This is a genomic window from Globicatella sp. PHS-GS-PNBC-21-1553 (assembly GCF_033564055.1).
In the GTDB taxonomy this organism is placed as follows: Bacteria; Bacillota; Bacilli; order Lactobacillales; family Aerococcaceae; genus Globicatella; species Globicatella sulfidifaciens.
In genome coordinates, this window is the sequence record NZ_CP085470.1 from 2361045 (window position 1) to 2386783 (window position 25739).

At 35.0% G+C, this 25739-nt stretch carries 20 protein-coding genes and 2 pseudogenes; 5 read left to right on the forward strand and 17 right to left on the reverse strand.

The features are described from left to right. Positions 1-226: 226 nt before the first annotated feature. The 3 genes and pseudogenes from LB888_RS11310 (at position 227) to trhA (ending at position 2657) form a co-directional block, all read left to right on the forward strand. Entirely contained in the window at positions 227-1294 is a 1068-nt protein-coding gene (locus LB888_RS11310) for an undecaprenyldiphospho-muramoylpentapeptide beta-N-acetylglucosaminyltransferase (protein WP_318752990.1), read from the forward strand. 268 nt (positions 1295-1562) lie between these two features. Then, positions 1563-1997: pseudogene (locus LB888_RS11315) on the forward strand (DUF1836 domain-containing protein); the annotation flags it as partial. 6 nt (positions 1998-2003) lie between these two features. Next, positions 2004-2657, forward strand: coding sequence for a PAQR family membrane homeostasis protein TrhA (gene trhA / locus LB888_RS11320; RefSeq protein ID WP_066123348.1), 654 nt, complete (start codon positions 2004-2006; stop codon positions 2655-2657). Positions 2658-2850: 193 nt separating this feature from the next. Here trhA and queA read toward each other — a convergent pair whose 3' ends face one another. The 9 genes and pseudogenes from queA to LB888_RS11365 all read right to left on the reverse strand — a co-directional run bounded on the left by queA (position 2851) and on the right by LB888_RS11365 (position 12300). Next, the gene (gene queA / locus LB888_RS11325; RefSeq protein ID WP_276648520.1) at positions 2851-3885 is read right to left on the reverse strand and encodes a tRNA preQ1(34) S-adenosylmethionine ribosyltransferase-isomerase QueA; all 1035 of its coding nucleotides are present in this window, start codon (positions 3883-3885) and stop codon (positions 2851-2853) included. A gap of 3 nt (positions 3886-3888) precedes the next feature. After that, a complete protein-coding gene (gene ruvB / locus LB888_RS11330) occupies positions 3889-4902 on the reverse strand; it encodes a Holliday junction branch migration DNA helicase RuvB (RefSeq protein ID WP_276648523.1) in 1014 nt (337 codons plus the stop codon). A 15-nt stretch (positions 4903-4917) separates the two neighbouring features. Next, positions 4918-5528, reverse strand: a pseudogene (ruvA, locus tag LB888_RS11335) (Holliday junction branch migration protein RuvA). A gap of 6 nt (positions 5529-5534) precedes the next feature. Beyond that, positions 5535-5972, reverse strand: a complete 438-nt coding sequence (gene msrB / locus LB888_RS11340; RefSeq protein WP_276648529.1) for a peptide-methionine (R)-S-oxide reductase MsrB — start codon at positions 5970-5972, stop codon at positions 5535-5537. A 13-nt stretch (positions 5973-5985) separates the two neighbouring features. Further along, entirely contained in the window at positions 5986-8025 is a 2040-nt protein-coding gene (gene mutL / locus LB888_RS11345; RefSeq protein ID WP_318752991.1) for a DNA mismatch repair endonuclease MutL, read from the reverse strand. 33 nt (positions 8026-8058) lie between these two features. Then, entirely contained in the window at positions 8059-10623 is a 2565-nt protein-coding gene (gene mutS, locus LB888_RS11350; RefSeq protein ID WP_318752992.1) for a DNA mismatch repair protein MutS, read from the reverse strand. Between the two features lie 22 nt (positions 10624-10645). After that, a complete protein-coding gene (locus LB888_RS11355) occupies positions 10646-11461 on the reverse strand; it encodes a TIGR00282 family metallophosphoesterase (RefSeq protein ID WP_318752993.1) in 816 nt (271 codons plus the stop codon). Between the two features lie 396 nt (positions 11462-11857). After that, complete coding sequence (locus tag LB888_RS11360; protein ID WP_318752994.1) at positions 11858-12112, reverse strand: peptide-methionine (S)-S-oxide reductase; 255 nt, start codon at positions 12110-12112, stop codon at positions 11858-11860. 35 nt (positions 12113-12147) lie between these two features. Further along, positions 12148-12300: a peptide-methionine (S)-S-oxide reductase gene (locus LB888_RS11365; protein WP_318752995.1), complete on the reverse strand. Its 153-nt coding sequence runs from the start codon at positions 12298-12300 to the stop codon at positions 12148-12150. 186 nt (positions 12301-12486) lie between these two features. On the opposite strand from LB888_RS11365, the gene citC reads away from it, so the two are divergent. Then, on the forward strand, positions 12487-13527 hold the full coding sequence (gene citC, locus LB888_RS11370; protein WP_318752996.1) for a [citrate (pro-3S)-lyase] ligase: 1041 nt from the start codon (positions 12487-12489) through the stop codon (positions 13525-13527). Positions 13528-13727: 200 nt separating this feature from the next. Here citC and LB888_RS11375 read toward each other — a convergent pair whose 3' ends face one another. Further along, positions 13728-14993, reverse strand: a complete 1266-nt coding sequence (locus LB888_RS11375) for a DUF1576 domain-containing protein (RefSeq protein ID WP_318752997.1) — start codon at positions 14991-14993, stop codon at positions 13728-13730. A gap of 30 nt (positions 14994-15023) precedes the next feature. Continuing rightward, positions 15024-15893 carry a triphosphoribosyl-dephospho-CoA synthase CitG gene (gene citG / locus LB888_RS11380; protein ID WP_318752998.1) on the reverse strand — a complete coding sequence of 290 codons (870 nt, stop codon included), beginning with the start codon at positions 15891-15893 and terminating at the stop codon, positions 15024-15026. 223 nt (positions 15894-16116) lie between these two features. On the opposite strand from citG, the gene LB888_RS11385 reads away from it, so the two are divergent. Next, positions 16117-16800, forward strand: coding sequence for a GntR family transcriptional regulator (locus tag LB888_RS11385; RefSeq protein WP_407645205.1), 684 nt, complete (start codon positions 16117-16119; stop codon positions 16798-16800). Between the two features lie 132 nt (positions 16801-16932). On the opposite strand, the gene LB888_RS11390 is transcribed toward LB888_RS11385, so the two are convergent. The 6 genes from LB888_RS11390 to LB888_RS11415 all read right to left on the reverse strand — a co-directional run bounded on the left by LB888_RS11390 (position 16933) and on the right by LB888_RS11415 (position 25705). Further along, positions 16933-18240, reverse strand: coding sequence for a nucleobase:cation symporter-2 family protein (locus tag LB888_RS11390; protein WP_318752999.1), 1308 nt, complete (start codon positions 18238-18240; stop codon positions 16933-16935). A gap of 335 nt (positions 18241-18575) precedes the next feature. Continuing rightward, on the reverse strand, positions 18576-20753 hold the full coding sequence (locus tag LB888_RS11395; protein WP_318753000.1) for a glucose PTS transporter subunit IIA: 2178 nt from the start codon (positions 20751-20753) through the stop codon (positions 18576-18578). Between the two features lie 207 nt (positions 20754-20960). Further along, positions 20961-21755, reverse strand: a complete 795-nt coding sequence (gene pflA / locus LB888_RS11400) for a pyruvate formate-lyase-activating protein (RefSeq protein ID WP_066123388.1) — start codon at positions 21753-21755, stop codon at positions 20961-20963. Positions 21756-22350: 595 nt separating this feature from the next. After that, complete coding sequence (locus LB888_RS11405) at positions 22351-22857, reverse strand: GNAT family N-acetyltransferase (protein WP_311921333.1); 507 nt, start codon at positions 22855-22857, stop codon at positions 22351-22353. Beyond that, positions 22850-24598, reverse strand: a complete 1749-nt coding sequence (locus LB888_RS11410; RefSeq protein ID WP_318753001.1) for a M3 family oligoendopeptidase — start codon at positions 24596-24598, stop codon at positions 22850-22852. Before LB888_RS11410 ends, LB888_RS11405 begins: the two co-directional genes overlap by 8 nt. A 207-nt stretch (positions 24599-24805) precedes the next feature. After that, a complete protein-coding gene (locus LB888_RS11415; protein ID WP_318753002.1) occupies positions 24806-25705 on the reverse strand; it encodes a ZinT/AdcA family metal-binding protein in 900 nt (299 codons plus the stop codon). Between the last annotated feature and the right edge of the window lie 34 nt (positions 25706-25739).

Below are 25739 nucleotides of genomic sequence, written 5' to 3' on the forward strand. Positions count from 1 at the left end.
TTCTAAAGTTAGTGCCACAATATCTAGCCCCAAAAAAACATTAGGGTATTAATTCATCCATCATCAAGCAACAAAAGTAGTGCAACTATTCTATTTTTATAGCACTTGATGTGTTATCTATCTTACTAACTTTTCCACTATTCTTTTTCTTCCTGGCCTAACGCTTAACTAGACACATCTAGGTTTGAACGCTATAATTAATGAGAATAATTTTTAGGAGGCTCTTATGGTTAAACGAATTTGTTTTACTGGTGGTGGCTCTATTGGCCATGTATCAGTTAACGTAGCCTTAATCCCTTATTTTCAAGAAAAAGGTTATGAAACATTTTATATAGGATCAAAAAACGGGATTGAACGTGAGATGATTAATAAATTAGACAATGTACCCTACTATCCCATTAGTAGTGGTAAATTACGTCGTTATTTTGATTGGCAAAACTTTGTCGATCCTTTTAAAGTCATGAAAGGCGTTAGCGATGCTTATTTTATTTTGAAAAAGCAACAACCGACGATGATTTTTTCTAAAGGTGGCTTCGTAAGTGTGCCGGTTGCGATGGCAGCCAAGATGTTAAAGATTCCTATCGTGTTACATGAATCAGATGTGACACCTGGTTTAGCAAACAAAATTAGTATTAAGTTTGCTGATCATATTTTTACAACCTTTCCACAAGCAGCAGAACATTTGCCCAAAGGACAAGCTACCGTTATTGGCTCTATTATCCGTGACAGTTTATTTGAAGGCAATGCAGAACGTGGTTATCAATCTACAGGTCTAACACCTGATAAACCGATTATGATGGTTATGGGAGGCTCTTTAGGTTCGAAAGCAATTAATGATGCGATTCGTCAAAATTTAGATTATTTATTGACAGAATACCAATTAATCCATTTAACAGGTAAAGGTTTAAAAGATGACTCTCTAACTCAAGACGGCTATGTCCAATATGAATTTGTAACGGATGAACTCAATGACTTATTAGCTATTACCGACTATGTTATTTCAAGAGCAGGTTCTAACTCAATTTTTGAATTTTTAGCTTTAAAAATACCGATGCTATTAATTCCCTTAACCGTTCAAGCTAGTCGTGGAGATCAATTATTAAATGCTCAAAACTTCCAAAATGAAGGATATGCCCTCGTTTTAAATGAAGAAGAACTTTCTCCAGAAACATTGAAAGAAAAATTAGTCGCCTTGACTGAACAAAAAGACACCATCATTGAAAAAATGAATCAATACCAAATCAGTAATTCCATTGAAGACTTCTATCAATTGATTACTCAATATGAAAAATAAACAAAATCAGGTTGGGCATAAACTTGATAAATTTAGTTAAGATTATTTTTCGCTAATTAATAGCGCAGTGGTTGAGTGGCCTCAAACTGCGTCTTTCGACTTGTTTGAGGCCTACTCAACTTTGCGGGGGAGACCGACGAAGCGAAAATCATTCGATTTTCAACTTCTGGTCTACTCCCGTTTTTTTCATACTCTTTACTTGACTTTGGATTATGACAACTTTACAATCTAGTTATAAAGACTAGATGTAAGGAGGTGGCTATTTTATATGATAAAGTTACCGTATTGGCATCAATTGCCTGATTTAGATTTATATTTAGACCAAGTTTTAATTTTAATCAATGATTTGATAGTAGAACCCACATTGTCGGAAGAAAAAGGATTAACAGCTTCAATGATTAATAATTATGTCAAACATCATCATATTGAAAAGCCAATTAAGAAAAAATACCGTAAATGCCAAGTCGCTAGACTGATTGCGATAACCTTCCTTAAAAATGTATTTCCTATTCAACATATCAGTCAAACACTGAAGATGTTGAGTAAAGATTATGATTCGGAAACATTATATAATGGTTTTGTCAAATGTTTAGCTAAAGATCAAGACAATGAAATGGAAGTCCCAGCTATTATTCAATCAGCTTGTCAAACAGTCATCTTATATTATCAAACACAAGCTCTTATTGCAGACTATAAAGGAGAAAAAATAATGAACATGACACGATTTAAACCCAGTATTCAACTATCTTTTGGTGAAGAAATTGGTAATAGTGTTTCGCATGGTGTAGCGGCTTTAGCCATGTTAATCCTCTTACCGATAACCGCGATTTATGCTTATGTCCATTATGACGTCACGGCCATCGTGGGGATGTCTATTTTTACAATCAGTCTCTTTCTAATGTTTTTAGCTTCAACCATTTATCATTCTATGAGTTATGGTTCACCTCATAAATATGTTATGCGCATCATCGACCACAGTATGATTTTTATTGCGATAGCCGGTAGTTATACACCTGTCGCCCTTTCCTTAATTGGGGGTTGGTTAGGTATTGCTATCATTGTCCTACAATGGGGAATCACCATTTTTGGTATTTTGTATAAAATATTTGCTAAAAAAGTCAATGAAAAATTTTCGTTATTCCTTTACTTAATAATGGGATGGTTGGTCGTTTTTATTTTACCGGACGTGATTAAACATACGAGCGCCATCTTTCTAGCTTTAATGGTATTAGGGGGGCTGCTTTATACGATTGGTGCCCTCTTCTATGCTAAGAAAAAACCATACTTCCATATGATTTGGCATTTCTTTATTATTCTAGCTTCACTAGCTCATTATATTGCGATTGTCTATTTCATGATTTAAAGAGGCTGAGCAAAATCTTTTTAACTTCTGTTCAGGTATATCTAATTAATTCAAAGTGCATTGGTTGGGTAGGCTAACAAAGCGAAAATTATTCAATTTTCTACTTCTGGTCTACTCCCAACAAAAAAGCTTTCTAGCTAAATTCTACTCTTAGAGTTTGAATCCAGTTAAAAAGCTTATTTTTTATATTCTCTTATTTAATAAACATTGCGTCGCCAAAACTAAAGAAACGATATTTCTCAGCTACCGCATGTTCGTAGGCTTTTAAGATTTTTTCACGATCATAAAAAGCACTCACTAACATCACTAAAGTTGATTGTGGTAAGTGGAAATTCGTGATTAAATGGTCCACCACTTTAAATTGATAACCTGGTGAGATAAAAATGGAAGTCCAGCCAGAACTTGCGACGATTTCGCCATTATGTTCCGAGGCAATCGTTTCTAAGGTTCTAACACTCGTCGTTCCGACGGCGGTAATTTTGCCACCATTTGCTTGTACTTGACGAATTTTAGCCGCTGAATCTTCGCTTAGCATATAGTATTCAGCATGCATTTCATGTTCTTCAATTTTATCGGTCGAAACCGGACGAAACGTTCCTAATCCAACATGAAGCACTAATGGTATAATTTCAATTCCCTTGGCTTTTACTTTCTCAAGTAATTCCGGAGTAAAGTGAAGCCCTGCTGTTGGGGCAGCAGCTGAACCATTTTCTTTGGCATAAACTGTTTGATAACGATCAGGATCATCTAAGCGTTCTTTTATATACGGTGGTAATGGCATTTGACCTAGTGTTTCTAATAATTCTAGAAAAACTCCTTCATAATGAAATTCTATCATGCGACCACCATGGGTTAATTCTTTGGTGACCGTCGCTTTTAATTGTGCATTGTCACCAAAATGAATTTCGGTCCCAACTTTCGCTCTTCTAGCTGGCTTAATTAAACATTCCCAATGATTACCTTCGGTATTATTCAGCAATAATACTTCTAAATGTCCACCAGTATCTGGTTTTACACCAAAGATACGAGCCGGAATAACGCGTGTTTCATTAACAACTAAAGCATCACCAGGATTTAAATAATCAATAATCTCAGTAAAATGAGTGTCTGTTAGTTCATCTGTTTCACGGTCTAATACTAATAATCTTGAAGAACTCCGATCACTCAAGGGGGTTTGAGCAATTAATTCTTCTGGTAATTCATAGTCAAAATCTTTTGTAGTTAACATTAATTAATAATCCTCTTTTTCTAGTAAATATGGATAGCCTAAATGAGTATAAGCTAATTCAGTTGCGACACGACCTCTTGGAGTACGTCTAATAAACCCATTTTGTAATAAGAATGGTTCATACATATCTTCCACTGTTTCACTGTCTTCACTAATATTGATAGCGAGTGTCCCAATCCCGACAGGGCCACCATTATATTCTTCGATTAAAGTTCTCAATAATTTACGGTCAATTGGATCCAAGCCTTTATCATCGATGGCTAAGACTTTTAGCGCTCTTTGAGTTAGCTCTTTGGTAATGCGACCGTCCCCTTCAACTTGCGCAAAGTCACGCACTCGTTTTAAAATACGATTGGCAATACGTGGTGTGCCACGACTTCTTAGGGCAATTTCTAAGGCACCGTCCGGTGCTATTTTGGTATTAAAAACCTCGGCATTACGATTAACGATTAAATTAAGTTCTTCGGTCTCGTAATAACGCATATGGGCAATGATGCCAAAACGATCACGTAAAGGCTGAGTTAACATCCCCGCACGAGTGGTCGCACCAATTAAAGTAAAAGGTGGCAACTCAAAATGTACTGGGTGAGCCGTTGTCCCTTGACCAATTATTATATCAACATAATAATCTTCCATTGCCGAATAAAGAACTTCTTCAATTAATCTTGGCATTCGATGAATTTCATCAATGAATAAAACATCTCCTGGATTTAATTCATTTAATAATGCTAATAAATCACCTGGTCGCTCAATAGCAGGGCCACTGGTCGTTTTAATTCCCACATTTAATTCATTAGCAATGACCATTGCCATTGTCGTTTTACCTAGTCCAGGAGGCCCATAAAGGAGGACGTGGTCTAAGGCTTCTTGACGTTGTTTGGCCGCTTGAATATAAATAGCCAATTCTTCTTTTAATTGTGATTGCCCAATATACTCATGTAAATATTGAGGTCGTAAACTAAAATTTTGACTGTCTTCGGCTAATTTTTCACCAGAGACTAAGCGTTCTTCTTCCATACAGGCGCTCCCTTTCTATTTATTTAATAATAATTTAAATGCTAAACTTAACGCTTCTTGTGTCGTTTGACATTGTGCTTGTGCTAATGGTTTTTCAATACGCTTAATTTCGCGTTGAGAATAACCTAAACCAGCTAATGCTTCGGTTACTTCCGTCATTAATTGCGTATTGGTACCAGCCACCATCGTATCGGCAGCCGTTGGGGAAGGCTCACTATGATCTAATAAATCTCCCAATTTACCTTTAAGATCTAAAATAATTTGTTGAGCAGTTTTTTTGCCGACTCCAGGAAACTTAGTTAAATAATTGCTGTCTCCTGATTCGATGGCTTGCACTAATCCTTTATGATCATCAGCCGCTAAAATCGACAAGGCACTCTTAGGTCCGATGCCAGATACTTTATTTAACGTTAAAAATAAAGCTTTTTCCTCTTGATCATTAAAACCATACAAGGTATGGGCATCTTCTCTAACAACTTGTTCAACATATAGTTTAATTTCTTGATCTTTTTTGAAGCATATTTAAACGGATTTGGAGCTAGGACACGGTATCCAATTTGATTGACTTCAAGCACTAAATAAGTGGGAGCAATGTGCATCAGCTTCCCAACTAAATATTCATACATTTCACTCTACTCCACATATTGAATATAGTCAGCATAGCCTTGTGCTTCCATTTCGGCTAATGGCACAAAACGTAATGCTGCGGAATTAATACAGTAACGTAAACCACCTAATTCTTGAGGCCCATCTTCAAAAACATGACCTAAATGCGAATCAGCATTCGAACTTCTCACTTCTGTACGGGTACGTGCTAAAGTATTGTCCACATGCTCTGTTAACATTGCTTCTTGAATTGGACGTGAAAATGATGGCCAACCACATCCCGCATCATACTTATCGGTACTTGAGAATAACGGTTCCCCGCTAACGATGTCCACATAAATTCCTTTTTCGTAGAAATCATCGTATTCACCAGTAAAAGGTCTTTCGGTTGCATTTTCCTGCGTCACTTTATATTGTAACTCTGTTAATTCATTTAATTTGTCTTCAAATTCTTTTTTTGCCATTTTATTTCCTCCTTTAAGCACGATGGCCACTCTCATGAGCATCCATAATGCGCTTAAATAATTTTTCTAATGTCGTTTGATTAAATTCAACAAAAACCGGTCTACCGTGAGGACAATGATATGGATCTTCCAAGTCCGCCATCTCACGAATTAAAGCTTGTGCTTGAACTTCGCTCAAGTAATGATTAGCTTTAATCGCGCCACGACAACTTTGCATAATAATCGATTTTTCTAATAATTGATTCACCGTTAAATTAGGTTCTTCATCTAATAAAGTGACTAAATCATGAACGGTCTTTTCTACTTGATCTTCATTTAACCAATTTGGATAACTTCCTAATTGATAAGTATTAGGCCCAAATGAAGATAAGCTTAAGCCTAATGCCTCAAAACGCTCAAGCAAGGATTCCACCACTGCAGCTTCCGCTGGAGAAAAATGAAAAACAAAAGGTAATAATAAATGTTGTTGATCAAATTCAGTTGGTTCGTTTTTCATCAAGCGTTCATAGCGTATTTTTTCTTGCGCCGCATGTTGATCAATTAAATAAAATCCCTCTTCGCTTTCAGCAATTAAATAGGTACCATGAATTTGACCGACATATCTTAAATCATAAAAAGGAACCTTTTGGGTATCCCAAGTCGGTGTTAACGCTGATTGATTATCCTTAAAATCTGGACTATTACTAGCTGATAACGTTGGCTGATGATTGCTAAACTCCTGTGAAGATCGGTCATAATCTTCCAGAGACGAAACGTCACGAATATCATCTGAATTAGTAACGGATGTTTCTGTTTTTTCAATAGGATTATGATGTTCATTTCGCTCATTATCGTAGTGTTCTGTTGACTCATCAATTTTACCATATTTTTCGTTATTTTCATCATGATTTGATTGTGATGATTCTACCGTCAGATTTGAATCCAATTGAGAATTTTTATCTGTTGGTCGAGCGGTTAAATCAAAAGGCAAATCTTCATACTGAATTTTCTCCTTCGTTCGTGTCGTTCTAAACCCTGGAACATCTTCTACTTGTAATTGCGGTACTGGGTTAATCTCTTCAAGAACTTTATTGACAGCTCGGGTTAATAAAGCACCTAACTCGGACTCCTTACTTAAGCGAACTGTTTGCTTGGTAGGATGCACATTAACATCGACTAACTGGGGATCCAATTCAATATTGATAATCGCTATTGGGTAGCGACCAATCATTAATTGTCGCCCATATGCTTTTAATAACATTTGGGTTAAGGGATAACTTTGAATAACGCGTCCATTGATTAACCAATGAATATAATACTTAGACGTCCGCGTTAATTGGGGTGGCGATACATAACCACTAATAATAAAGTCCTCATCTTCTGCTGCTATTGGAATCAGTTGACGCGCGATCGAGGGTTGATACACATTCGCAATCGCCTGTCTCAAATCACCCGTTCCATAAGAACTAAAGATTTGACTGCCATCATTAATTAAAGTAAAGCGAATCATCGGGTATGCTAAAGCAATTTGTTGCACAAAATTTAAAATATGACGAATTTCAGTTTTTAAACTACTCAAATGTTTTAAACGGGCCGGTGTATTATAAAATAAACTTTCAACAGTCATGACGGTACCCGGACGTGGTGCGGTAACCCCTTCTTCAACGATTTCAGAGCCATGAACTTTGATAAAATAGCCCTGATTAGCCGGAGTGACGGTCATTTGATTAACGGTTGATTCAATAGTCATTTTACTGACAGACGCAATACTAGCAAGCGCCTCACCACGAAAACCTAAAGACTGTATTTGGAATAAGTCGTGGACATCATATATTTTACTAGTCGCATGCGGTAAGACCGACATGAGTAAGTCTGATTGTTCCATTCCAATTCCATCATCACTAATTCTAATAAGTTGAATACCAGCTTCTTTTAATTCAATCAATATTTTAGTACTTCTAGCATCAATCGCATTTTCGACTAATTCTTTCACGACGGATGCTGGTCTTTCGACAACTTCACCCGCAGCGATTTGGTTAGCTAATTGCTCGGGCATTTGTCGTATGATTCCCATCGCTTATCCCTCCTAACAAATGTAATTCTATAACTATTTTATTTTATTTTGTAATTGCATTAAAGTCGTTAAGGCTTCAATAGGTGTCATTTGATTAAGATCAAGTTGTTTTAATTCATCAATGACCGCGGCGTTCTCTGAATTACTTGAAGTTGTAGTTGCATCAAAAATCCGTTCATCAAATAAAGGGATAGCATCAGCATTGGTTCTGGTTGGCGCTTGTTGTTCTAATTGTGTTAATACTTCCCTACTCTGTAATATTAAGGAATCAGGTAAACCAGCTAACTGGGCTACATGAATACCATAACTCTTATCCGCCGGACCATCTAAAATTTTGTGAAGGAACACAACTTTGCCATCTTGCTCAATCGCACCAACATGGATATTTTTTAAAACAGATAACCTTTCTACTAATGTGGTTAACTCATGATAATGTGTGGAGAAAATGGTTGCTGCTTGCACTTCATTGGCAATATAATCAATAATCGCTTCAGCCAGCGCCATACCATCGTAAGTAGCCGTTCCACGACCTAATTCATCAAATAGTAACAAACTATTAGCGGTTGCGCCTCGAATAGCGGTATTAGTTTCCATCATTTCCACCATAAAGGTACTTTGACCGGTAGAAATATCATCAGAACTACCAATTCGCGTAAATATTTTATCGACCATTGGTAGTGTTGCTGCTTTGGCAGGGACAAAACAACCAATTTGGTTCAATATCACACAATAAGCTACTTGTCGCATATAAGTTGATTTACCAGACATATTCGGACCGGTTAACAATAACATTTTTTTATCATTTGTAATCAATAAATCATTCGGAATAAATTTAGATTGGCCAATTAAATGCTCTACTACGGGATGACGACTATCTGTTAATTTAAAGTAACCCTCTTCTTGACTAATAGCTGCTCGCACATAATTTTCTTCTTCGCTAAGTGCTGCAAAGTTCGCCAAAACATCTAAAGCCGCGATTTGATGTGCTAATGCTTGTAAGCCGGGAATATAAGGTAAAACATCTTTTCGCAATTGAGTAAACAGTTGATATTCTAAGTTAACCGATTTTTCTTGAGCTGTTAAAATAGTCGTTTCCAATTCTTTCAGTTCTTCGGTGATGAACCGTTCATTATTCGCTAAAGTTTGTTTACGCTCATAACGCTCATCATTTAATTGAGCTGCTTGTAGACGACTAATTTCAATATAATAGCCAAAGACTTTATTAAATCCCACTTTTAACGTTTTGAGCCCTGTTTTTTCACGTTCACGCTGTTGTAATTCTGCTAACCACTGGTGACCATTCCTTAAAGCATCTCTAAAGCGATCTAAATCTTGACTCACTTGGTCACGAATCAGCTCACCTTCGGTAACCGAAATCGGAGGTTCTTCCACTAATTGGGAATCAATTAAAGTATACAATTCATCAAATGAAGGTAATAAATCAAAGACTGGTACGGTTAAAGATTGTTGAATGACCGATAGCACTTGATTAATGGGACCAATTTGACTTAAAGAGTAACGTAATTGATCCAAATCACGGGCATTGGCGTGTCCCATACTAATTTTCGTCACTAAACGTTCTAAGTCATAAACATTCGCCAAGTAATCGACCAATTCTAAGCGTTCAAAATAAGCATTTTTTAATATTTCAACTTTCTGATGACGAACTTCAAGAGCTGACTGACTGAGTAAAGGTTTGTCTAACCATCGTTGTAAAAGTCGTCCGCCCATCGCTGTTTTGGTTTTATCTAACAACCATAATAAACTCCCTTTTTTACGTTGGGTACGCAATGATTTGGTTAATTCTAATTGCGATTTCGTATAATGATTCATTTGTAAAAAATCACTAATTTCATATCGCTCAACGGGTTGAACAAAGTCATTCAGTTGTTTTTGAACACTCATTAAATATTGGAATAAAAAAGTTAATACTTTCTCTTCAGCTGAGGTAGCATCTTTTAAGGTCCAAGGTTTAATGGCTAAAGCTTCAGTAGGATTAAATTCAGTGAAGTAACTGGTAACTTGTTGTTTTAACTGAGTTTTAAAATTCTCGTCTAAAGTTTGGTTTAAAACAATCTCACTTGCTTCAATAGCTCTTAACTCGTTAATAAATAAATCTTGATTAGCCGTCGTCGTAAGTCGAATTTCACCTGTTGAGACATCAACATAAGCGATATAATATTGACCTGCTTCGTAAACAAATGAAGCTAAATAATTATTTTCTTTTCCAACCAAAGCTTCATCTTCAAGAATCGTTCCGGGTGTCACCACCCGAATCACATCGCGTTTGACCATCCCTTTTGTTAATTTAGGATCTTCAAGTTGTTCACAAATCGCAACTTTGTGACCTTCTTCCACTAATTTTCGAATATAATCTTTTGCAGAATGATGTGGAACTCCACACATAGGAATTGGATTATCTGCATTTTTATTACGTGAAGTTAAGGTAATTTCTAATATTTTTGAAGCTTCAATGGCATCTTCATTAAATAGTTCGTAGAAATCGCCTAATCTAAAAAATAAGAACGCATCAGGATATTGAGCTTTTAAATCATTATACTGTTGCATCATTGGGGTTTGGGCTGATTGTTTTGCCATACGATTTCTCCTTTCTATCTAGTTATACATGACGATACTTACGTGTTTTAAATCGTTTTTGGTTTGTCATATAAATCGGCTCAATACTTAAGGCCGAACCTGTTTGGTTATCCAACTCAATTACACAGCCACTTAATAACAATTCATTTGTCTCTGATTGTTCTAAACGCATCGGTAATTGAGTCGAAAACTTTTGAACGACTTGTTGGTGATTAAAGCCGATCACACTATCTAATGTCCCGGTCATACCAACATCCGTTTGATAGGCTGTCCCTTTAGGTAAAATACGCGCATCATTAGTTTGTACATGAGTATGGGTACCAACGATAGCTGAAACTTTTCCATCAAGTAAATAACCTAAGGCTTGTTTCTCACTGGTAGCCTCTGCATGAAAATCAATAAAAATAAAGGGGGTTTCTTTACGCACTTCCTCGATTAGTTCAGGTAGATAAGTAAATGGTTCAATACAAGCATTCATAAAAACACTTCCCAATACATTAATGACCGCTAATTTTTGTTGATTCACTTTAAGATAAGTAATTCCTTGTCCTTGAGTGCCTTTTGGTAAATTAATGGGTCGAACTAAACATTGGGCTTTTTCAATAAATTGGTAAATTTCATAATTATCCCAAGCATGATTACCTAAAGTCACGACATTAGCGCCCATCGTTAATAACCATTTGTATAATTTTTCTGAAATCCCTCTTCCATCTGATATATTTTCGCCATTAATAATTGTCACTTGCGGACGATGCGTTTGTTTTAACTCCGGTAAAAACTCCTTTAAAGCTGCTTGCCCTTTTTTACCTACAACATCACCTATGAACAGTATTTTCATTATGTTCCTCTTTCTAATTTTTTCATTCTCTCTATTTTATCAATCTTTGCGAGAAAAATAAAGAAAGTGAGTGAAATAGAAGTAGAAAAACGATTTTTTTCGCTTCGATTTCACCCCTTCGCATAGTTGGAAATAGAACAGAAATAGAAAATTAATTGATTTTCACTTCGTTTGCCTGCCCCGTATAGTTGAGAGTTGGTCAGAGGTAGATTATCAAATAAATTTCACTTCGTTTGCCTATCCCCTTCTAGTTTGTGCTTAGATTAAAATCATGTTGAGTTTTGAATTGGTGCTATTTCGATTTGGTGGGTATAAATAGCACGAATATAATTTTCAATCTTGAACAGGTTGCGTTTTCCGATACCGGTTCAAAACAGCTGTTGGTAAATGACACAATTAACGATCTTCGGGATAAATATCTAAGTGATTTTGATGTATCAAAGCGCTGGCGATATAATTTGTCAAGGGTTTCACTTCGCCTCTGATTTTATCCGCATCATCACGTGCATCGATATTTTGCCGGGCGCCTATTAAGTGTTCTGCTTTTTGACTGTAAATGCCAGTACGGTATTTTTCACCCTTATCAAATCCTTGTTGATTTAAACTATAAGGGTCGATAATTTCAAATAAATAATCCAATAATTGGGTCAAAGAATTTTTTCTGGGTCATAATCAATCTTCACACATTAAGCGTAGCCATCATAAGGACCCTCTAGAGAATTCGTGGTTCCATTAGCTCGACCAGCTTCCACATGATGAATCCCTGTCATTTCTTTAAAAAAGTATTGTGCGCCCCATAAACAGCCTCCGGCTAAGTAAATCTTCTCGATGATCGTCACTCCTCTTTATACATTGTTAGTAATTCTAGTATCTCATTGAATGAATATTTTCTCAACTTTCAAAATATTTTTAGACACCGTGTTTTTTTATCGTATTTCTATCATAAATAATACGCTTCCTTACAAATTTTTGATAAGATAAAGATAACCAATACGCTGATTTCTAATATTGAAAGGATGATGACGATGCATTATGAAGTAACCACTTTATATACAAAAGAACAAAAAAATAAAATGGTAACATTATTAAATCAACAAGGTATACGTCTCGATCAAAATATTGACTATAGTTGTGGCATTTTTAATGATAAAGATGAGATGATTGCGACTGGTAGTTATTATCGCAACACTTTACGTTGCATAGCAATTGATGATTGCTATCAAGGTGAAGGGTTAATGAATCAAATTATTACCCATTTAATTCATCAACTTTATTATCAAGAGGTTTTTCATCTTTTTGTCTATACTAAAAATGATACTGCACATTTTTTTGAACAACTAGGATTTCATAAACTGGTGCAAACAGAAAATGGTATTACTTTTTTAGAAAATAAACAAAAAGGATTTGATCACTATTTAAACTCACTCATCCCATTTAAAAAAGAGTCTGGCACGAAAGCGGCTCTCGTCATGAATTGTAATCCCTTTACTTTGGGACACCAATATTTAGTTGAAACTGTTGCGGCTAAATTTGATTGGGTATATCTATTTTTACTTGAGGAAGATGCGAGTGTTTTTCCCTATGCTGTTAGAAAAGACTTAGTAGAAAAAGGAATAGCACACCTACCGAATGTGATGATTGTACCAACTGGGCATTATATTATTAGCCAAGCAACTTTTCCAGGTTATTTCCAAAAAGATGAACAAAGTGTCATGGAAAGCCAAGCGATGGTTGATGCAAGTATCTTTATGAAAATTGCCCAACACTTAGGTATTACTGATCGTTTTGTGGGTGAAGAGCCATACAGTCAAATGACAAACATCTATAACCAAATGATGACGAATGTTTTTCAAGACTCCCCTCTTCGATTAACGGTTATTGAACGTAAACAAGATGACACTAAACAAGCAATCAGTGCTTCAAAAGTTAGAATGGCCATTAAAGAGGATGACTGGGATTTTGTAAAAAAATCAGTGTCTAGTACCACTTTTGACTATTTAACATCCCCTGAAGCTCATACGATTATTCGCAATATTAAAGCCATTAAGGATAACCAACATCATTAATTATTGATAGTCCTTATTATCTCACAGACATTAGAAGTAGCGGATTTGAGCCGTACAATAACCCCCTCCTTTGCACACTAATAAAAAATAAACATGGCTTGAAAAAGACACTTTCGTCTCCTCCAAGCCATGTTTTCACATTAATTCTTGACTCTTAACCAAAGAAGTATTCCTTGATAGTTCTATACTCGAACTCGTATTTACGATGGATTTAATATAGAGTCTTTCCACTCGCCAATCAATTCGATAATAGGAATGACAATCGCTGCTACAAAACCACTAGCAAAACCATTATTATAAATATTCATCCCTAGATGAAGCTGACCACTAATTTCAACCATGTGGAAATGTAGTACCCCGGCAACAAAGCCCCATAATGGTCCAAAACGAGCCGAAATCGGTGCTAATCCCGTACTAAATAATAACGCTAATACAATATAGGTACTATTAAATGCACTACCCGAAATATAAACTGAAAAGATTATCCCTAAACTAATCGGTAATGAATTTAATATTGTTTTCCCAACAGCACCAAATAAAATAACCGTTAACATTGCACCGATTATTGGGCCATTTAAAGAGACATTTATCAACTTAAGTAACATATAGAATACAATACCATTAATTAACATATTAAGTGTTAAGGTAGAGGTTCTAAAATATCGAAATTGATCATGGTAAAAATTCCCTTTTATTTTAATAAAAGACCATAATTCTTTAAACTGAACCTTTTGACGATATAACCCAATGATTGCTAAAAGGATTAGCCAACCCCAAAAGTAAAATTCAAAATAATTGATCGCATACTCATTATCTTGAAACAAATTAATTTCCACATTCATATCGAAATAAGGGAATACAAAACTAATAAACATGGCGATGACACCCATGGTAAACCCAAAATTATATAGCGTATATCCTTTATGGAATTGGACAAATTGGTTGGCAATTTTAACTGAAATACTTCCAATAACAAATCCTACCGCCATCGCTAAAAGCCAACGATAAGGACCAAATACACTATCCAAATAAATTGAACTAACCAAGGGTGCATTAGCAGTCGCTAGGATACTTACCAAGCGATACTCTTTTTCATGATTCATACTATAATAGTAAAACATCGTCCCTAAAATAATTGGCAGTATATTAATGATATGAGTTCCAAAAAAAGCATGTCCTAAAAATAATCCTGTTACACCTAATTCAAAACTGGTTAGATAACGCTGACCCTTCCACAATAAAAGCAAGTAAATAACGAGACTATGAAGACCCACATTAAAGAAAGTTGCTCTAAAACCAGCTATTTCAATAAAATCTGTTAGTAAATTAGTTTGGGACATGATTAATTGATAATACATCTGTAAAACACTCGTTTCCTCAGGAATAAACAGCGCAAATACAAATGTATATAAAGTAATAATTAATAAAAATTCTCGCCTATTGAGTAGCGATTTATTTAACTTCACCTTGGTACCTCCTCATTCTTTTTTTATATCTTACAATATTTTTTCCAAATATAAAAAGAATACGACTATCGATAATAAATCAGCAGCACCACCCGGACTCAAATTTTGTTCAATCAATTCTTGGTCCCATTGACTAATTAAATATTGAAAATTATCCTCATTTAATTCTTTTAATATAGATCCAGCCTTCGCTTTAACATTTTGCCATATCTCATAATTACCTCGATGAATAATATTAGTATCTTCTGCTTGAGATATTAATAATAGTAGCGCTTTGGATAAGACATATTGCAAATTGTCCGTATAATTCAATAATTCTCTAGTAAAAGGCAAAACCATCTCTCTCAATAATGGATAGCCATTCATCGATTCGCCTTTAATCCCTGTTAAACCATAATCTAAATAAATACGCTCCCCATTAGTAATCGACTCTGTTTTATTTTTCAATTGTGCTAGTTCTGATTGCCAAAAATCATAGGTCATTGGTTCTGATAAGGATAGGATTGCTTCGGTATCTTGTGCACTAAAGGTTGTTTTTTCGGGATGTTGCGTTAAATAATACCCTAAAGCCGTTAAAATCGTTGCATAAGAGTAATTAGCACCCTTATGAGTATTAACCCCCTTAGTAGCTTTTAACATCGCTTGCTCGGCTTTTACACCCATTTGGCGAGCATTCATAAATAATTGTTGTAAATTGCCTTGATGTTCCATTCCCAATTGTAGATACTGCTTGAAAAATGGCGTCAATGCTTTCGTACTTTCAACAAAAGTAAAATAATTCATATCGGAATGCGCGCCACTATTCATACAATCAACTAACCCAGGTTTGGGCGTTAACATCACTTCTACTAACAAAGCTTTTTCAGCATTTGACGTAATCCACTCACAAATATTGCTCATTGATCTGCTCTCTCTTTCTTAAATTATATGTATTTTATAATGATTTATGTTAAAATAATAAGCGTTAACCTTTAAAACGCTTAATTAAAATTAATCTTAAGTTCATTATAAACGATTTTAATTGTGATTGTCTTAAAAAACAATAAAAACACAGTTGAGATATTATTTAAACGAAGATGTTTCATTAAATAGAGAGGTGATTGTTTTGATTACGCCACAGCAAATTAATATTATCAAATCCAATATTTTAGTTTCTCAAGATATTCCTTTGAAAGATTCCGTTTATGAGGCATTACGTAAAACCATTATTATTGGGGAAATCCCTGCGGGTGAACGCATTAATGAAAAGGAATTAGCTGAAAAATTAAATATTAGTCGTACCCCTGTGCGCTATGCCCTATTAGAATTAGAAAAAGAAAAATTAGTTGAACATATTCCTCGAGTAGGACGGATTGTTAAAGGAATTACCATTAAAGATGCCTTTGAAATTTATGATATTCGCAAAGCCTTAGATACCCTTGCGACCGTTAAAGCTTATGATCAAATGACGGATGAGGATTTCGAAGAGTTAAAACAACTATTATTAACGGGTGAAAAATATAATGATGCCAATGAGATTGATTTAGTTTTACAAAATTTTTCTGATTTCAACAATTTTATTTGGGAGAAAAGTAAAATGGTTCGTTTGAAATCAATCGTTACTAAATTATCTGAATATTTACTTTATTTTCGTGACTTATCGATTCGTTCGTCTGATCGCCGAGACTTAGCTTTAAAAGAACACTGGTTAATCTATCGTGGCATGAAAAATCGTGATAAAGATCAAATTGAATTGATTATTGGTGAACATCTAGAAAATTCTAAACAATTTATTTTAAATGAAATGAAACGTCGAAATATCAATTAACTTTTCAAAAGTGACACCGTTTTTTTTAATAAAGCTAACGGCTTTTTAACTAAATTTTATCCAATAACTTTCCTAATGAAATAAGGAGTGGACAAGAAAAACTTGCCCACTCCCTATTTTTATTTTATTAAATTACTTTTCTTTTAAAACAACGTTTAAGATTAAGGCTGCTAACGTACCGGTAGAAATACCAGAAGATAATAACATTTGTAGTGCATTCGGTAAACCTTCTAATAATTCAGGACGAACTGTTACGCCAATCCCTAAGGCAAATGCAACGGAAATAATTAATAATTCTCGGTCGCCTAATTTAATTTGCGCTAAAGTTTTAATCCCTTGAGCAGCTACTAAACCGAACATAATGACCCCTACACCACCTAAAACTGGTTGAGGCATAACAGAGATTAATGCTGATAATTTAGGAAAGACACCTAAGATAGCTAAAATAATCCCGGCAACCACCATCACGTGACGACTCGCTACTTTAGTTAATGTAATTAAACCAACGTTTTGCGAGAAAGCGGTATTCGGTCCACCACCGAACAAACCAGAAATCATTGAACCAACACCATCAGCTAATACACCACTAGCAGCACGCTCACTTGGTAATTTCTCACCTGATGCTTCCCCAATCGCCATCGTAATACCCACCGTACCAATTAAAGATACCACATAGGCAGGTACAAATGATAACGTTGAAGCTAAATCAAATTTAAAACCGTAACGTAATACATTTGGAAACGCAAACCAAGCAGCATCTTTTACGGAATCTAAATCAACCATTCCTAAAGGAATACAAACGATATAACCAAATACCATCCCAATAAAGACAGAAGCTGTACTCCACATCCCTTTACCATAATGATTTAAAAATAAAGTAAAGACCATAATCACAAAAGCAACCGCAATATTTTTTATTGAACCATAATCAGCAGCGCCAACACCACCAGCAGCCCAATCCATACTAACAGGTAATAACGTAATCCCGATTAATGAAACAACTGTCCCAGTAATTAATGGTGGGAAAAATTTCATTAAGGGTTTAATAAAACGACTTAAAATAATTTCAACTAAAGAACCTGTAATGGTTGCTGCAACAATCCCTGCTATGCCGAATTTAGCTCCTACACTAATGGATGGATTCACGAAAGTAAAGTCCGTTCCCATCATGCCTGAAACTCTCGATCCAACTGGACCTACCCCTTTTGATTGAATAAATGTAGTAATTCCTGATGCAAAAATGGTAGCACTAACCATGATCGAAGTAGTTTGAACATCAAACCCTAATACACTACAGACAACTAAAGGAACAGCGATAATCCCGGCAAAGGCCGCTAAAATATGTTGTAACGCTAATAAAATAGTCACACCCATCGGTGGCACATCATTAATACCATATAATAGCTTATCTTCTGGGGATACGATTGTTTTCTCTTCCACACTTACACCTCATAATAAATATTTGTTTAATCAACAAATAATAATATAACCATGTTATTGAAGTTTTTCAATTCAATTATTAATAATCAACTCGTTTTCAATTAGAATGTTCGTGTTTTTTACGTAAATTCAAATAATTCAATATTAACAACTAAATGACTATATGTTTAATCCATTCAATGACCAGAAACTACATTTTTCAAAATTGATTAATGCTACGAGTAATCAAAAAACCACGAAGTTGATGCTTCGTGGTCTTCACTCTTTTGTCTTAAATTATACTTTTATATTAACAAGACTACCCCATATAATTATGATAATCTTTTTATCGCCAATTAAGCTTTGATGTCAACTTGACCGATAGATAAACCTGCTTCTACTGATTTTTCATCTTCAATAATCGTACGGTTCACCATATCTGGGGTATTGGTTAAGGCAACGATGACATCGGTTTGTTTGCCTTCATTTAAAATATAATCTAAATCCATTTGTGCAACAGCGTCACCGGCTTTTAATTGGTCGCCTTCTTGAACAAATAATTCAAATCCTCCCCCATTTAATTGAACGGTTTCAATACCCATGTGAATTAATAATTCTAAGCCATCGGCTGTTTTTAAACCAACCGCATGTTTTGAATCCATAATCATCACAACTTCTGCATCAACTGGGGATACGACTTTGCCATTTGTCGGTTGAACGGCAAATCCTTCACCCATGATTTTTCCACCAAATACTGGATCGTTTACTTTCGCAATATCAATCACTTTACCAGTAGCAGGTGCGTAAATTTCAACTAATTTTCCAGTTTCTGTTGGTAATTCAACTTCTTCTTCAACTACTTCTGTAGTGTCAGCTGCATGACCATTTGCTACGACACCTTCTGTTGGCGCATTACCAGATGCAATTAATTGATCAATCGATGATTTAACGTTAGGAACTGTTGTACCATAGACAACTTGAACGTTTTGACCATTAACAACAACGGCAGCTGAACCAGTTTGTTTCAATAATGCTTCGTTAACAAGTGAACCATCTTTAACTTGAACACGTAAACGAGTTGCACAGTTAGTTACATCGTTTAAGTTGTTTGAACCACCTAAACCAGCCACAATACGGTAAGCACGTTGAGCTTTTTCATCTAATTCATCGTATGAAGCATCAGCAAATTCAACTTCTACTTCTTCTGTTACATCTTCTCTACCAGGAACTTTCCAATCGAACTTACGAACACCCCAGCTAAAGATGATAAAGTATAATACAAAATATACTAATCCTAATATCAATACCGGAATCCATTTAGTAATGTGGTTACCTGGTAAAACACCATATAAGATGAAGTCAATAATACCACCTGAGAATGTTAATCCAACTCCAGCACCTAATACATAAACTAAGATACCTGAAATACCATAAAGTACACAGTGTACTAAGTAATACATAAATGGTGATGCAAACACGAAAGCAAATTCGATTGGTTCAGTAATCCCGGTCATAAAACAAGTTAAAGCACTTGAAGTATAGAAACCTTTCACTTCAGCTTTACGTTCTGGACGAGCAGCACGATATAAAGCGATAGCTGCTGCAGGAATACCAAATAACATAACAGGGAACATATACGTAAAGTGAGCCGCTGCATGAGAATCAATCGGTACCCCAGCTGCTAATTGAGCAAACACAATGTTTTGAGCCCCTACAACTGTTTTACCATTGACTACTGCTGTTCCCCCGATAGCGGTTTGCCAGAAAGGTAAATAGAACACGTGGTGTAAGCCAAATGGAATTAAGGCACGGTAAATAAATACATATAAGAAAATACCAAAAATGCCTAATCCTGAAATAATTCCACCTAAGCTAGAGAATCCATAAGAAACAATCGGCCATACGAAAGCCCACATGATTCCTAAAACAAGCCCAGCCACAGATGAAACGATTGGAATAAAATGAGTTCCCCCGAAGAATGATAAAGCTTCAGGTAATTCAATGGTATGGTATTTATTATGTAAATAAGCCACTACTAAACCAATGACAATCCCACCTAAAACCCCTAAGTTCATGGTATTGTCAAAGCCTAAATAGCTCGTAATTAAACCTTGTACTTTGCTTAATTCTTCTACATCACGGAAGTTGTTTAAAGTACTTGTCATTGCAGCGTACATTACAAAATAACCAATAATACCAGATAAAGATGCAACGCCTTTTTCAGTTTTTGCTAAACCTGAAGCAACTGAAATACCAAATAATAAACCTAAGTTACCGAAGATGATGTCCCCTGCATCAGCAAAGATTCTTAACACACCATATAATAAATTACCTTCATGTAAAATATTTTGTAAATTATACATTTCAATAACGGTTGGATTCGTAAATGAAGAACCAATCCCTAATAAGATACCCGCTACCGGTAATAATGAAATAGGTAGCATAAATGTTTGACCAAGTTTTTGTAATAAACCAAAGATTTTTACTTCTCCCGTTTTAGCACGTAACTCAGCCTTTGTTTGAGCTTTTGCCAATAATATATCCCCTTTCCTTATGAATAATTTAAGACTTAATCATTATACTCTAAAATATTTTGTTTTTCAAACTGCTTGTGAGGAAATTCACAAAACGCCATTTAAAGATTATAAAAGCTTATTAAATTTAAGTAATTAGTTAAAATTTAATCTATTTGTATAAAAATACTCTTTGTATCAGCTATCCGACAACAAAGAGTTTTTATTTTAATAACCGGCAAATTCTTTAGGTTTATAATTTAAATATCCTTGGTAGCTTTCAGTATTTAAAATACGTTTAGCATTTTCAACACGATCAGCTGTAGGCGGTTCGATCCCTTCTAAACGATATTTAATACCTAAAGCTTTATATTTATATACCCCTAATTTGTGATAAGGCAATACTTCAAATTTTAACACATTATCTAAAGTTGCTACAAAAGCACCTAATCGCTCTAAATACTCATCATAGTCCGTTCTTTCTGGTACTAGAACATGACGAACCCAAACAGGTTGATTAATTTCACTTAAATAACGAGCTAAATCTAAAATATTGTCATTAGGATGTCCCGTTAATTTGCGGTGTCCTTCAGGATCGATATGTTTAATATCTAATAAAATTAAATCAGTATACTTCATTAATTCTTGGAAACGACTAAAGAATGGTTCTTTACGTGTAAAAGGAGCCCCACAAGAATCCAATGTTGTATTAACACCGTTCGCTTTACATAGCTTGAAATATTCAATTAGAAAATCAATCTGTAGTAATGGTTCACCACCACTGACTGTCACGCCACCTTTTTCTCCCCAGAAAGCTTGGTATTGAACTGCTTCATCAAATAATTGTTGTGGAGTATACTCTTTCCCTCCTCGGGTATTCCAAGTATCTGGGTTATGGCAAAACTCACAACGCATCCGACATCCTTGCATAAAACTTATAAATCTAATTCCTGGACCGTCCACTGAACCAAAGCTTTCAGTAGAATGAACATGTCCAATGACAGGAGTTACAGTTTCCGTCATTATAAAATCCTCCTTGTCCTAAACTGTTATTAATAAATGTAATAGTCTTCTATAATTAAATTATATCACATAACGAAATCGCTTCAAGCCTTTTCATTAATTATTTTTATTAAATTAGTACAGTTTAATGAGTCTGTTATATTAAAAAGCGGATTGCTTGATACTACTACTTAAAGAAATAGTAAATCAAGTTTTTTGCAAATGATTAAGGATGACCGATAATTTAGTCAGAATTTTAAAAGAGTGACTTATCTAAAACTTCGCACTGACATTGGGGTGGGCAAGCAGTAGAAAAATGATTGTTTTTGCTTCGTCTGCCCATGCCGTAACAGTTAAGTGTAGACATAACGCAGAAAATTACTTTGTCTTTATGTGCTTGTTCAATTGACTTTGCTAATCTCACAAACTTTAGCCTCTCAACCATTAATCAAAAATAGACCGAACAGAAACAATGAAAACTCCCCTATTTAGTAGTAACTAAAAAGTAATACTACTCTTAGGGACAGTTTAAAATATTTCTACCCGATCTTATTTATCATTAAACATGATATGATTTTTTCTTTTTCACTATTTGTACTCTATAAAAACGTCATCATTAAATGTGTTTGAGCATAATCCAATCAATATCAACTTGATTACCAGCCAAAAAGCGATGTTCCCCTACGTGTTCAAAGCCATGGTTTTGATAAAATGCTTTAGCCGCTTCATTATGTTCCCAAACGCCCAACCAAATGCTCTTTTTACCTAAAGCACGGGCTCTGGTTTCAGCTAATTGCATTAATTGTTTACCGTAGCCATTGCGTTTATGTTCCTTTAAAACATAGATTCTTTGAACTTCTAACGTTTCTTCCCCCATCGGCTCCGTTTGGGCAGCTTCAATATTAAGCTTTAAATAAGCAACAATCTCTCCATCTGATTCTAATAAATAAACTTCCGATAAAGGATTTTCTAGTTCTTGCTTTAAAGTGTCTAAATTATATGCTTCTTTAAAATAAAGTGCCAGATTTTCATCAGAAGTATTTTGATGAAAGGTATCCCTGTAGGTTTCTATCGCAATTTCTCTTAGATTGGGTAAGTCTTTAACTTCACATTTTCTAATCATTGATATCACTTGTTAATTGAATAAACTCTTCAATCATGTTTTGATATTCTTTTAGAGCTGATGCCCAGAAATCTTTGGTTGTCACATCGATACCCATTTTAGCTGCGGTCTCTTCAACAGTCCCAACGGTTGTAGCATAAAGCATCTCACGATACTTTTCAACAAAGCCAGTTGGATCATTTTGATATTGCACATAAAGCCCTTTCGCAAATAATCCCCCAAAAGCATAAGGGAAATTGTAATAACTTAAACCGGTTGAATAATAGTGTCCTTTACACAACCACATAAATGGATGACGAAAGTCAGGGTCTAAACCTTCACCATATGATTGGTCTTGAGCTTCCAACATAATCGCTTCTAAATCTTTTGAGAATAAAAATGAATCTTGACGTTTTTCAAAAACAGTCGTCTCGAAGATATAACGTGATAAAATATCGACTACAATTTGCGCTACATCACTAATTAATGATTCCAATAAACCGATTTTTTCCTTATCATTAGCTTCAGCGATAACGGTGTTCATAATGATATTTTCATTAAAAGTAGAAGCCGTTTCTGCTACTGGCATCGTATAAGAACGATTTAATGGTAAATGTTCCTGAATAATCGAGCCATGATAAGCATGACCTAATTCATGCGCCATGGTGACGACATTACGTAAATTACCGTCAAAGTTCATTAAAATACGTGATTGTTTAATTGGTGTTAAATTCGAACAAAATGCGCCACCTACTTTTCCTTTACGTGGGAATAAATCAACATATTCTTTATCAAAAACTTCAGTCGTCAATTCAGCCAAGTCAGGTGCAAATTTATTAAAATGCTCAACTAAATACTCTTTCATTTCATCAACCGTAAATTTCTTAGCTACTGATTCCCCAATCGGAGCGAATAGTTCATAAAATGGTAAACCATTTGCATAACCTAATAAACCAGCTTTATGTTTAAAATATTTTTGGAATGACGGTAAAGCATCTTTTATAGCAGCAATTAAGGCATCTAAAGTCGCTTTTGACATACGAGATTGTTCCAAAGTCACCTCTAATGCACTCTCATAACCTCTTAAACGAGAAATATCATTGACTTGTGATTTAATATTATTAAGTGCAAAAGCAACTGGTTCTTTAATTGATTCATACATCGCTAATTCCGCTTCATAAGCCGCTTTACGTGTCGCTGAATCATCTGCATAAGCTAAATTACGAATATCACTTAATGTCAAACTTTCACCATTAAATTCTGTTTCAACCGTTGAGGTTAAAAAGCTTTGTAATTGACTCCAAGACTGTCCAGCACTCAAATTCATGGTTGCAATCACTTCTTCAACTTCATCTGATAACAAATGAGTGGCTTGTTGTTTTAGTTCTGCAAATAAAAATTGATACTGTGTCAATTTTTCATCTTGGGTAATATCCGTTTCAATATTACCTAAAAACTTGTCTATACGCGCATTGGTTTTGGCATGATTAGAAAGTAATTTTCTTAGTTTTGCGATAGCGGTCAAACTTGGTTCATGCGTCGTGTTAGTTGATAATTGCAAACTTGAAAAGGCATAAAGTTTACGTGTTAAATCAGATTGAATCTCCAATAAATCAATGACCTTTTTAATTGTCGATAAATTATCTGTTAATTCCATATTAGATAATTGGTTGAGTGTTTCCTCAAGTTTTGTATAATCTGATTGGTATTCAGGTGTATCATATCCTAAATATAATTCTTTTAATGACCATTGGCCGTTCATTTGATCACTCCTTCATAAAAGTTTAGTTCTATTATACATTCTTTTGAAAGAAAAAACATTTTTTAGAATTATTTTACTTAGTTATGATTAAAAATGGGAGTTGGCAAGAAGTATAAAATTAATTGATTTTCGCTTCGTCTGCCGACCCCTATTTAGTTAATCCAAGGTAATCATCAACGGTTATATGGTCCTAATGATTCATTAATTTTAATGATTTAATTGATCCGCTAAAATTTGTCCAGCATTCCAATCTGCAGGATAAAATGTTGGCCAATTATCCATCTCTTCTAGCAATTCATCATGACTGATGTCAGCCATATAAATATGATAATGAGTTAAGTCTGGCGTTGGACTAATGTTATGGTCAGAAAATTGAATAGATTGTGGTGCTTCTTCATCGCCAGATTCTTTGGTAAATAAATAACGAACGCCACGATTTCCTTTCTCATAAGTAAGTATTTGATAGCCATCATTTTTATAAGTACCTGTTACTGTTTTATCGCCAGTGGTAAAACTCATTTGATTATCTTTGATAACAATTTTTTCAACGTCCGTTGCATATCCTGTTTGGTAATACTCTGTATATTCTTCAGCCGACATGGTGGCACCCTCTTTACGTGCCTTCATCTCCATTACTGGTGTTAAGGTACCGTCTTCTAGATATGGTAATACAGATTGCCATTCACCTGCCCAATCTTCTAAAGTACGGTCTTCAACTTGATCATCTTCAAAATATCCGTTATAAATATTTTGCTTCTGCTCATATTCTTCTGCTAATTCAGGATGGTCTGCTAAATGTTCATCAGCGGCTTTAATTTGTGTATCGCTTAATTCACTCGCATTTATTTTATGATAGTGATCACCATGAATTAAAATATAAGCGTCACCTTCCTTCGCTACCACAGCTGAAGCATCAAATTCGAATTCGTGGTCATGGTCATGGTCATGATCGTGGTCATGGTCGTGGTCATGGTCGTGATGTTCTTCTTCCTCGGGCATTTGTGAACTACTTTCTTCTGCCATAATCGTTAATGCTGGACAACGCATTAACTCAACACCTGCTACCAATGATAAGATTAACATGCTACTCATTAACTTTTTCTTCAAAATAAATCCTCCTCTAATAATGTAATTATTACTT